General features: G+C 43.3%; 9 protein-coding genes and 1 pseudogene. 5 read left to right on the top strand and 5 right to left on the bottom strand.

The features are described 5' to 3' along the window. Positions 1 to 358 precede the first annotated feature (358 nt). Entirely contained in the window at positions 359 to 2,650 is a 2,292-nt protein-coding gene (pbp1b, locus tag I2503_RS07570) for a penicillin-binding protein PBP1B (RefSeq protein WP_196967556.1), read from the bottom strand. Positions 2,651 to 2,766: 116 nt separating this feature from the next. On the opposite strand from pbp1b, the gene tyrS reads away from it, so the two are divergent. From tyrS to I2503_RS07590, 4 genes are all read left to right on the top strand, one after another. After that, positions 2,767 to 4,026, top strand: a complete 1,260-nt coding sequence (tyrS, locus tag I2503_RS07575; protein WP_196967557.1) for a tyrosine--tRNA ligase — start codon at positions 2,767 to 2,769, stop codon at positions 4,024 to 4,026. A gap of 59 nt (positions 4,027 to 4,085) precedes the next feature. Continuing rightward, positions 4,086 to 4,907: a putative RNA methyltransferase gene (locus tag I2503_RS07580; RefSeq protein WP_196967558.1), complete on the top strand. Its 822-nt coding sequence runs from the start codon at positions 4,086 to 4,088 to the stop codon at positions 4,905 to 4,907. 11 nt (positions 4,908 to 4,918) lie between these two features. Beyond that, positions 4,919 to 5,506, top strand: a complete 588-nt coding sequence (locus I2503_RS07585; RefSeq protein WP_196967559.1) for a ribonuclease H family protein — start codon at positions 4,919 to 4,921, stop codon at positions 5,504 to 5,506. Between the two features lie 98 nt (positions 5,507 to 5,604). Beyond that, positions 5,605 to 5,874: a prevent-host-death protein gene (locus tag I2503_RS07590; RefSeq protein ID WP_196967560.1), complete on the top strand. Its 270-nt coding sequence runs from the start codon at positions 5,605 to 5,607 to the stop codon at positions 5,872 to 5,874. Between the two features lie 43 nt (positions 5,875 to 5,917). On the opposite strand, the gene I2503_RS07595 is transcribed toward I2503_RS07590, so the two are convergent. Genes I2503_RS07595 through I2503_RS07605 form a run of 3 tightly spaced genes read right to left on the bottom strand, consistent with a single transcriptional unit; the run spans position 5,918 to position 8,810 of the window. After that, positions 5,918 to 6,127, bottom strand: a complete 210-nt coding sequence (locus tag I2503_RS07595) for a heavy metal-associated domain-containing protein (RefSeq protein WP_196967565.1) — start codon at positions 6,125 to 6,127, stop codon at positions 5,918 to 5,920. A 15-nt stretch (positions 6,128 to 6,142) separates the two neighbouring features. Then, complete coding sequence (locus I2503_RS07600) at positions 6,143 to 8,368, bottom strand: heavy metal translocating P-type ATPase (protein ID WP_196967561.1); 2,226 nt, start codon at positions 8,366 to 8,368, stop codon at positions 6,143 to 6,145. Positions 8,369 to 8,384: 16 nt separating this feature from the next. After that, the gene (locus I2503_RS07605; protein ID WP_196967562.1) at positions 8,385 to 8,810 is read right to left on the bottom strand and encodes a CopY/TcrY family copper transport repressor; all 426 of its coding nucleotides are present in this window, start codon (positions 8,808 to 8,810) and stop codon (positions 8,385 to 8,387) included. 643 nt (positions 8,811 to 9,453) lie between these two features. On the opposite strand from I2503_RS07605, the pseudogene I2503_RS09660 reads away from it, so the two are divergent. Continuing rightward, positions 9,454 to 9,940 (top strand): annotated as a pseudogene (locus I2503_RS09660) (transposase family protein); the annotation flags it as partial. 93 nt (positions 9,941 to 10,033) lie between these two features. On the opposite strand, the gene I2503_RS07615 reads toward I2503_RS09660, so the two are convergent. Continuing rightward, a complete protein-coding gene (locus I2503_RS07615) occupies positions 10,034 to 11,653 on the bottom strand; it encodes an ABC transporter ATP-binding protein (RefSeq protein WP_196967564.1) in 1,620 nt (539 codons plus the stop codon). Between the last annotated feature and the right edge of the window lie 134 nt (positions 11,654 to 11,787).

Raw genomic sequence — 11,787 nt, forward strand, 5'->3', positions numbered from 1 at the left:
ACCCATCTTTATTTATAGAAAAGCTTGATCGTTCATAAAAATCATCAGAACTGCAATTGTTTATTGCTTGTTTCTGATGATTTTTTTGATAGTTACGCAAAGATATTCAGGGTATGAATAATTCGGGGTCTTCTTTCGAAGGGCTACAAAGGCTGCGACAGAGAGGAAGCCTCCTGTATACTCTTTTAGTTTATCTTTTATTACTGCGTTAGCTCGTCTTGCCGTACTTGAAGTTCACCGAAGAGGCGTGACAACGTCAGATTTTGAAATTTAATGAGTATTAAATAAACATGAAAGAAATCTTAACGTAAATACAAGAGAAAGAAACCCGGAAATCCCCGAGTTTCTTGTAAATCCATTAACGACTATTACTTGAACTTGGTGTCCCACCGCCACGAACGGAATTCCAAGCGGAACGTTTGTCAGCATCACTACCACCAACCATAAAGTTTTCACTTGTGACTGGAGCACCATTCACAGCCCAGTTGCTAGTTACTGTTGAACCACTCATTCCAGATCCTGGCAATTGACCCGTTGCTCTCAACACAGAGGATTGAATCACACTTGGGTCTAAACTGAAACGTTGACCCGTTTTCCAAACATCTGGATCAGCCTGGTGGATGGCATTCACCAGATTGGCCATATAATTAGCGTTATTGTTGTAACCACTCAAGTTGGACATAGAGGAGTTATCATCATGACCCGTCCAGCCACCAAGGGTAGCACCTGGAGTTGCCACCATGAGCCAAGCATCTCCGTAATCATTGGTAGTTCCGGTCTTCCCAATCCAATCAGCCCCAGCTAGAGCTGGATTGATTCCCTGCAAACGAGACTTGAAGGTTGTTGTCGTACCTGAATCCAGAACTCCTCGCATCATGTCTTGCATGATTGTGGCAGTCGCAGCTGAGAAGACTTGAACAGGTTCCGTTTGATGCTCATAGACCACCTGTCCATCTTGAGTTTCAATGGAGGCAACCATATAACGTTCAATGTACTGACCATTGTTTGCCAGGGTTTGGTAACCATTGGTGTGGCGGTCAACCGATACTTCAATTCCCCCACCTAAAGGAAGACTCTCAATATTATAGTCCGCAATCTCATAATTCATTTTTTCCATATAATCTTGGACATCTATCCCTTGCTCTCGTAAGATACGATAGGTCCAATAAGCCGGAATATTCACAGACTGATTCAAGGCCTCTTGGAAGGTCATCATACCAGTTCCGCGACTATTCACGTGCATAATGGGCTGGCCACTGGAATAATTGGTGGGATAGTTGGACACAATGCTAGCACTTCCCATAATCCCTTGATCGATAGCAATACCATATGGTAAGAGAGGTTTAATGGTAGAACCTGGGGAGCGAACCGTGTCAAAGGCATGGTTATTCTGATTGGATTCATAGTCCCGACCACCAACAAATCCTAGAACAGCTCCAGTCTGGTTGTCTTGAAGGACATTCCCCATCTCCACGCGCCCAGTTCCATCATCCAGCATTCCTCCAAAGTTGGCTGCTGCAGACTGCATGGCTTCATGCACAGCTTTGTTAATGGTTGTTTTAACCACATAGCCACCATTGCTGAGTTCCTGTTGGGCAAGTTTTTGATAAGCCTCTACAGTAGACTCATTTTTCAAATCCCGCTCGGAAACCTGATCTCGTTTGATTAGATAGGTATAGAGGGCATCTTGAGCCTCAGCTAGTGCTGTGTGGTAGAGATAATGATGAGTCTCACCTTCCGTCGGCTCACCCGGGCGGAAATCCGCTTGAAGGTTATACTCCAAGGCCTCTTGGTATTCATCCTCGGTGATTTTTCCAGTCCGATACATATTATAGAGCACATTTTTTTGCCGCTCCAACCCCAAGGCTTGATTTTCTTCCGTCTTCAAAGTCCCATCTGCTGCGTAAGGAGAATAGACAATGGGACTCTGAGGAAGTCCTGCTATAAAGGCTGACTGAGGGAGATTGAGGTCAGCAGCGCTTTTTCCAAAAATCCCCTGCGCTGCCTCTTCAATCCCCGCTATATTTTGCCCCTTATAATTCCGTCCAAAGGGCGCAATATTAAGGTAGGCCAAGAGGATATCTTCCTTAGACATGGTCTCTTCGAGAGCTAAGGCATCTAGAATTTCCGCAGCTTTTCGAGAAAAGGTCGGAGCATCTCCGACAACTTGTTGCTTGATCAACTGCTGAGTCAAAGTCGAGCCACCACTCGAAGAGCCAAAACCGACAACCGAACCTAAGGTTGCCCGAATGACAGCCTTGGGTACGATCCCATCATGCTCATAGAAATTCTCATCCTCCGTCGCTATAACGGCGTCTTGCACGAATGTGGATACTTGGTCCAGGGTCACCGGTGTCCGCAGAAGATCACTGTCCACCTTATCAATGAGACTGCCATCAGCATAGCGCAGCTCTGATTGACCGGCTACACGGGTTACTTGCTGGGCCAATTCCTCACCAGGGGGAACCTGGGCCGACTGAAAGAGACTGGCCGCGTAGCCCAGACCCACCCCGGCACCTAAGACCAAGAAGCCCCAGAAAAAGACCAGCAAAACTTTTAGGAGGAGGTGCTGGACTTGAAAAAATGTCCCTAGGCTATCCTTCCAAGTCCAAGACCCCTCTCCGGTTTTCTTTTTAGCTTTGTGTTTCACGTGTTCCGTCTCCTTTAATACTTAACCCCAATTATAGCAAAATGCCCTGTCTCTTTTCAATTATCCCTTATTTTGTTAAACTGTAGTAAGAAAAATGAAACAAAAAGGAGTCAAACATGCACATTTTTGATGAGCTGAAAGAAAGGGGCTTGGTCAACCAAACCACGGATGAAGAAGCTCTTCGCAAAGCACTAGAAGAGGGGCAGGTTTCTTATTACACCGGCTATGACCCTACCGCTGATAGCTTGCACTTGGGCCACCTGGTTGCTATTCTCACCAGCCGTCGTTTGCAATTGGCTGGGCATAAACCTTACGCCTTGGTCGGTGGTGCGACTGGACTCATTGGTGATCCGTCCTTTAAAGATGCGGAACGCAGCCTACAAACCAAGGAAACCGTTGACGGTTGGGTAGACAAAATCCAAGGACAACTCTCCCGCTTCTTGGACTTCGACAAAGGCGAGAATAAGGCCGAAATGGTCAACAACTACGATTGGTTCGGCAGCATCAGCTTCATTGACTTCCTTCGTGATGTCGGCAAATACTTTACCGTCAATTACATGATGAGCAAGGATTCTGTGAAGTCTCGGATTGAAACGGGGATTTCCTACACCGAATTTGCCTACCAAATCATGCAGGGCTACGATTTCTACACCCTCAACCAAGAACGCAATGTAACCCTCCAAATTGGAGGAAGTGACCAGTGGGGCAACATGACCGCTGGAACAGAATTGCTTCGCCGCAAGGGCAATACAACGGGTCATGTCCTTACCGTACCATTGATTACGGATGCCACTGGTAAAAAATTCGGTAAATCTGAAGGGAACGCCGTTTGGTTGGATGCCAGCAAAACCAGTCCTTACGAAATGTACCAGTTCTGGCTTAACGTCTTGGATGACGATGCTGTTCGCTTCTTGAAAATCTTCACTTTCCTTTCATTGGAAGAAATTGCAGAGATTGAAAAAGAATTCTTGGCAGCCCCACACCAACGACTAGCCCAAAAAACTCTGGCCAAGGAAGTCGTCACCCTCGTTCATGGCCCAGAAGCTTATGAACAAGCCCTCAAAATCACTGAAAGCCTCTTCTCTGGAGGAAATATCCAAGACCTTTCAGTCTCCGAATTGCTACAAGGCTTAAGCGATGTTCCAAACTACCAAGTGACCGACCAAGATAGTTTGAACCTAGTGGACATCTTAGTAACAGCTGGGGTTTCCCCATCCAAACGCCAAGCCCGCGAAGATGTGACCAACGGAGCTATCTACATCAACGGTGAACGTATTCAAGACTTGGATTACCAACTGGATAGCAAGGACCGTTTAGAAGACAAAATCACCGTTATCCGCCGTGGTAAGAAAAAATATTCCATTCTAACTTATTAAATTTCACAAAGGCTAGGACCCAAACAGGGCCCTGGCCTTTTCCAACAAAAGGAGACTTCATGCTTCCACCCAAACTAGAACGATTTGCGGATCCAGCACTGCACTTCATCTGTCCCCACTGCCACCAGTCTTTACACCTACAGGAACGCAGTCTAGTCTGTGAGAATCGCCACAGTTTCGATTTGGCCAAGCAAGGTTATGTCAATTTGGCTCCCCAAGCTAAGGCTTCTCAGCACTACCAAAAAGAGTCCTTTTTAGCTCGCCAAGCAATCTTGGAAGCCGGACTCTATGACCCTATCCTCGAAGGGCTTGCTCAGCGAATCGGGAAACTACAACCACAATCCATCTTAGATGTAGCCTGTGGCGAAGGCTTCTATAGCCGGCAATTGGAGAGCCGCTATTCTGGTAACTACTATGCCTTTGACCTAGCCAAGGACTCCATCCTCCTCGCCAGCAAGGCGGATAGCAGACAGCACATCAAGTGGTTTGTGGCGGACCTCGCCAAGATCCCCTTGGAAAGTCACAGTCTTGACCTGATCTTAGATATCTTCTCCCCAGCTAATTACCAAGAATTTGAGCGTTTATTACAGCCCCAAGGGACCGTCCTTAAGGTTATCCCTGGTTCTCAACATTTGATTGAAATTCGGAAGATTCTGGGCAAAGAAGCCTACCAGCCCGAGGACATTGATCTCCACCTCAAAGAACAAATGCAGATTCTAGACCAGGAAGAGCTGACTGCCACCTATCCTTTAACACCTCCGCTCCGAGAAGCTTTATTAGAGATGACCCCACTGCTCCAACAAGTCAATCTAACAGACTTTGACTGGACCAAGCTGACTCACATTACCATTTCCGCCACCCTCTACCAAGCCCGCTTTTAGAAAGGATATCTATGAAATTTTACGCAGTCAAAAAAGGACGCCAACCAGGAATCTACACAAACTGGCCTGAGGCGCAAAAACAGGTGCAAGGCTTCTCAGGCGCACAATACAAATCCTTCACCAGCCAAGAAGAGGCCGTCGTCTACATGGAGGACAAACCTCAAGCTCCCATTGCCTCTGACCAACTTCAGGCCTATGTGGATGGCTCCTACGATAAACGGAATCAGGCATATGGTTCCGGCGTCTCCTTCATCTTGAACGGAAAAGAGATCGAGAGTCTTTCCTTTGCAGGAGACCGTGATATCTTCCTCGAATCTCACCAAGTTGCCGGAGAATGCCTAGCCAGCCTGGCCGCCATCAAATGGGCCGTCCTCCACGAGTATCCCAGCATCACCATCTGCTACGACTACCAAGGTGTAGAATCTTGGGCCACAGGCGACTGGAAGACCAACAAACCCATCTCCCAAGTCTACAAAAAAGAGTTTGACCGTTACGCTCCTCTCATCCAAGTTCACTTCCGCAAAGTCCACGCCCACAGTGGCGACCCTCTCAACGATCGTGCCGACCAACTAGCCAAAGCGGCGTTGGGGATAGGGTAAGCGGATCCCATCGTTTCTGGAGGAAGGAGATTGGAAAACAACCTTCAAAATAGACTAAACTCATTAAAGTTTAGAGAATGCTGCAACAGAGGTGATCTATGAAACATGTACCAGTCTCTGCTTTGAAAAATGATATTCAAGCTCTAGCCAATGGCAACTACAGAGAACCTGCCATCCTCACAAAAAATGGACGTGCACAACACGCTTTTGCTACTACTGATGAACGCGAAACACATAAGGCAACACTACGTTTGCTGGAGGAACTACAAAAGGGTTATCAATCACTCCATTCCGAAGGAAGTATCCTTGCAAAAGATTTCTTAAAAGAATTAGAAAATGACTTTAAACAGGTTCACTATAAACACTAACACAAAAACGCCGTTCCTTTTTGGGGGAAACGGCGTTTTTGCATTAAAGGACAGATTCAACCTTGTAAGGCAAGGGTCCAAGAACTTCTTGGTAATCTTGGACCTGGTAGGCTGTATTGGTTGTCACTTGGGCTAGCTGCTGATCTAAATCAATCGTAACAGACTCCACTCCTGCCAGTTTTGAAAAGGCTGCTGTGGTGTGTTTCACGCAATTTTGGCAGGATAGTCCTGCTAGTTGAACGGTTTGTTTCATTCTCATAATCCTTTCTTATTTAAAGCGTAAGCGAAGGGCATTCAAAACAACAGATACAGAGGACAAGCTCATGGCTAAGCCTGCCAACATGGGATTCAAGAGAGGGCCTCCAAAGAGATAGAGTAAGCCCATGGCAATTGGAATACCGATGATGTTGTAGATAAAGGCCCAGAAGAGATTTTCTTTGATGATTCGCAGCGTTGCACGACTGAGACGAATCGCATCTACCAAACTGACCAAGTCTCCTTGGAGAAGAACCAAGTCAGCCGCATCCATGGCAATATCTGTCCCGGTTCCCATGGCAATGCCAACCTCTGCTTGAGCTAGAGCCGGAGCATCATTGATCCCATCACCAACCATGGCTACAGATTGACCTTTACCTTGATACTTCTCAACTTGGGCAGCCTTGTCCTGAGGTAACACTTGAGAAACAACTTCCTCGATACCTACTTGCTTGGCAATCGCCCGAGCCGTTTCCTCTTTATCACCTGTTAGCAGAACAAGGTTGAGACCTAACTCTTTCAAATCACGGATAGCCTGGCCGCTGGTTTCTTTCACGGGGTCAGCTACAGCAAGGGCTGCTACAAATTGACCATCCCTTGCCATTAATAAGCTCGTTTTCCCCATTTTTTCCCAGCTCAAAAGATCTAAGTCCTCTGGCAACTGGATCCCTTCTTCTTCCAAGTAACGTAAGGTTCCGACCTGAATCCGTTGATCGCCAATCCTTGCCTCAACTCCACGTCCCACTTGTGCCTGGAAATCCTCAACCGGGAGAAGGTCTAAGTTCGCTTCTTCAGCAGCTTGAACAAGGGCCTGAGCAATTGGATGTTCACTGCGACTTTCAACGGAAGCCAATTGGGCAAGAATGCTTTCTTCGCTCTCTTGTGTCCAGACCTTCATATCTGTCAAGGTCATTTTCCCAGCTGTAACGGTCCCTGTCTTGTCTAAAAGAACAGTTTCTACATTGGCCAAACTTTCCAAGGCAGGGCCAGACTTCAATAGAATTCCCTTTTCAGCTCCACGCCCGGTAGCCACCATCATAGCTGTTGGCGTAGCAAGCCCCAAGGCACAGGGACAAGCAATCACAAGGACAGCAATAAAAATGGAAAGAGCGAATTCCAGTGTAGCTCCCCCTACAAAATACCAAGCTAAACTTGCAATAACAGCTGCAATAAGAACACCTGGAACAAAATAGAGAGCAATCCGATCGGCCAAGGCTGCAATCGGAGCTTTTTTCGCTTGAGCAGCCTCCACTAGTTGAATAATTTGAGAGAGCATGGTTTCAGCCCCTACCTTGGTAACCCGGTAATCGACACTCCCTGTTTGGTTGAGGCTTCCTGCCCAGACCTCGTCCCCTACTTGCTTATGAACCGGCACACTTTCACCAGTCATCATAGACTCATCGACATAGCTTTCTCCAGCAATGATTTCTCCATCAACTGGGAAACTTTCACCAGGGACAACCCGTACACGATCCCCAACTTGAAGATCTTTGGTTGCAACCACCTCGACCCCATCTTCGGTTACTAACATCGCCTCTTGCGGGGCTAACTGACTTAGCCCTTGAAGGGCACGCGAAGTTTGGTGTTTGGCTCTTGCTTCTAAATATTTTCCTAAGAAAATAAAGAAAACAATGGTGGCTGCAGATTCAAAATAGAGATGGTGGGCAAAATGGTGTTCACCCTGCAATACCTGCCAAGAACCGTAAATACTATAAAGATAAGCAGCTCCTGTTCCAATCGCAATTAAGCTATCCATATTGGGATGACCCTTGAAAAGATTTCGGAAACCTCGTTGATAGAATCCTCGTCCAAGCCAAAGAACTCCAGTTGTTAAAAAAAATTGAACCAAAACAAAGGTGGTTGGCTCACTCAACCAATTAGGCAAAGGCAAACCCATCATGCTCCCCATAGCGATGTATAATAAGGGAATTGATAATACACTTGTCCAAATAACTTCTCTTTTTTGGTTTTCCAGATGAGCTTCTTTTTGTTCATCGTCAATCTGATGTTGCTCTATAGACCAGCCCCCTTCTTGGACCTCCAACTGATACCCAACTCCAGATACTGCTTCTTCTAAGGCCGCACTTTCAAAGTCAGTATTGGTTCGAATCGTTAACTTTTCAGTGGCTAAATTGACTTGGGCTTCCTGCACTCCTTCTTGTTGTCCCGCAATTTTCTCAACAGTCAAGGCACACGATGCACAGGTCATCCCTGATACTTGATAAACTTTTTCTTCCATTTTTTACTCTCCTTTTTTAATGATGGCAATCACATTGACCCGGCAAACAAGTACAAACCACGTGAGTCGGTGCTGTTTTCTTGGCTGACTCCGCCCAAGCTACTAGATTCTCCAAGTCAGACTGAGTCAGTTGAGCTTTCTTCAGGAGAACCAGTAAATGCTCCCCGTGTTTGGTCTGGCATTGGTTATCCAACCACTCTTGCCCCATTTTTCCCAACTCCTGCTGCTCACTTGTCACAGCTCGATATACAAAGCGTTTGCCTTCCGCTTGTGCCTCAATCAAACCCTTATCCTTGAGTCTAGCCAAGAGAGTCTTGACTGTGCTGGGTTTCCACTCAAAATCCGCTTGCAGGTAATCAACAATCTGACTACTACCGCTGTTTGGATGAGCCCAAAGCACCCGCATGACCTGCCATTCCGCAGTTGACATCAGTCCTTTCATGATTCCTACCTCTTTTCGTCTACAGTTGTAGTCTATGTTTATAGTTTACATTTGTAGATTCAAATTGTCAAGTGAGAGATTTGTTTTTTTTTACGAATTTCCGAAGAATAGAGTTCCTGCGAAAAAAATGATAAAATTCCGAGTTTATCACCTTATGCTATAGTCAATCTAGCTCAATCACTTGATAGAACTGGATTTTTAAAAACTTTTTTTGGCTTTTTCTGTTGTGTTGTATGCATCCAGAAAGAATGATTCGGGTCTTGAATAGTGCCAAAGGAACTCGTTTACAAGATGATTATAGTCTTTTAGTTTGCTTTTAGTACAAGGCAGCGAGTCGCAGGCAGTACTAAAGTACGGCAAGACGAGCTAACACAGTAATAAAAGATAAACTAAAAGAGTATACTACAAATTTCAAGAGAATCCGGATATACAAGAGTTAAATAAGCTGCTTGAAATTGAATAAAGTCAAGATTTTGTGACACATGGAGAGCTAAAAAATTACGCAATGCCTTCATACACTACACGAAAATAATTAAAAAAGATAGCCAAACTCCTTGTCCCCCAAGGGGTTAGCCATCTTTTGATTTTTTTAAAGTGATAAACCCGGGAGTTCCTGCGAAACAAAAAATGATAAAACAGAAGCATGAATTATGAATCCAGTAAAAAACTTTCTGACACACGCTTTAAACGCCTAGTTGGTGTTGAAAGAAAAATTTTTGACAAAATGCTAAAAATCTTGACAGTTGCCTATCAGGCCAAACACTCTAAAGGTGGTCGTAATCCCAAAATGAGTTTAGAAGATATCTTGATGGCTACTCTACAATACCTTCGTGAATATCGTACGTATGAACAAATTGCAGCAGATTTTGGTGTGCATGAAAACAACCTTATTCGCCGCAGTCATGGGTTGAAGAGATCTTAGTACAAAGTGGCCTCACTATTGAAAAAGGAAAGATAAAGGATACCGTTACTATCATAGGTGATGCAACAGGAGTAAAAATTCGACGTCCCCCAAAAAACAAAAGTTAAATTACTCTAGGAAAAAGAAAATACACGCAAGTAAAGTCCAAGCAATCATAACTGGACAAGGAAAAATCCTTTTCCTAGATGTTCAGCTAGATTACTGTCATGAGTAGGAGTGGCTTTTGTTTGAAAAAGCTACTGCTAAGATGCTCAAAAAATATTATCAATAAAAAAGTAAGGTGGGACTAAATCCGACCTCATCATTGTTTTAATACTAGTAAATCCCCATTATTATCCAGATCAATCATATAGTCAAAATTCTGTTTTACATTAGTCTGAGATACATGAGAGATGTAAAGAATTAATTTGTTGAGTTGAGCGAGTTTCTTTTCGATTTTTTCTAAGGTAATGCGATCAACACCCGAAGAGAATTCATCAATCAGCAGTATTTCCTTATCTAAAAGCAAAGCCCTTGCTAATGCCACACGCTTTGCTTCTCCCCCAGAAATAGTTACCTCTTCATTTTTTATTGGCATGGATAATGATTGATTGTTTGCCCATTTCTCTAATTCTACAAATTCTAAGACCGCATACAATTGTTCATGGTTGTAGGAATCTGAAAAGAGAGTTAAATTATCTTTAAGTGTACCTGAGAAAATATGTGGAAACTGTGGAACGTAGGCTACTTTTTTGAATAATTCTTTTTCTGATAACTGTGATAAATCTATTCCATTTATGGTAATTTTACCGGTATAATCATTTGTTTCTTTTAAGATCAATCGGAATAGCGTAGACTTCCCACTTCCACTTTTCCCTTTAATTAAATAGAAATGATTGGCTTGAAATGACAAAGTCAAAGAGTCAGCTGACAACAATGGCGATGCGACTTTATCAAACTGTATATCAGAAACAGATTCTAATAAAGGCTGATTCTCAAATAAAGATTCGTCTTCTTTTGAAAAGATAAAATCTTGCTTCAATGAATCCACAATTTTCTTTCCACCAATAAACCTAGCAATCAGATCTGACGAAGAATATATTGGAAAAGAAATACGAGCAAGTAATTGTGTGAATGTAATAAGAGATCCTAATGTCAAATTGTTATTTAGAATTAAATAACCACCAATCAACCAGCTACCAAAGTATAAAACATTGGAAAAAAGTTGATTTAAGCTAGCGACGGAGTATTGAACTTTGCTGATTTTCGTCTGCTTCATTAATAACCTTTGCGTAACTTGCGTAAAAACATTATAAACTTCCCCAGCACCATCTCCTACTTTCCAATCTAAGTAACCATCGGTTAAATCCTTAATGGAATTGATAGTGGCATCTGTCTGATCAATCAAATCATCTTGACTCTGTGCTAACTGTCCCTTATACGCTAAAGCAACTAATAAATTGGGGAGACTTAGCAGCAATGTCATAGCAGCCATTAATGGATCCATCATAAACGCAAAAACTACTGCAACCACTAACTGACAAAGTAAGTAACCTCCCCAGTAAAGGGTATAAAAATAATTAAACTCCACTTGATCAATTTGAACAGTAAGTGCAGAAAGCAATCGATCTTTTAAATCATTATTTAGATGATTGAGATGAATTTCTTGAATCTTTTTAAACAGGAAATTCCGAAATAGAAAGGCAGATTTTTTACTTAAAACAGCCGTTTTAAATTGTTGAAAGAAATAGACAACAGTCTGAGAAAATAAAAACATTAAAACGATGAAAATCAGAACTAGGTAGTTCATACCATTTATCTCTGCTCTATCAATAATAAACTGAGCTAAATAAGCTTCACCAACCATTAGAATAGACAAGATGATAGTTAACAAAGAAAAAGTAATTAGGTCCCCTTTTAAAGACTTGAATACATCTTTCAAAATTAATTCCTCCTCGTAATATAAGTTTAGAGGGTTATTAAAACCCAGTTTGAACAATAATTGTATAAATACTTGACTATTGCAATGTTTCCCAGAACAATAGAGTTATGGAAAGGACTCATGGTTGTTTCTTA

Origin of the sequence: Streptococcus sp. NLN64 (genome assembly GCF_015831295.1) — a bacterium.
In the GTDB taxonomy this organism is placed as follows: domain Bacteria; phylum Bacillota; class Bacilli; order Lactobacillales; family Streptococcaceae; genus Streptococcus.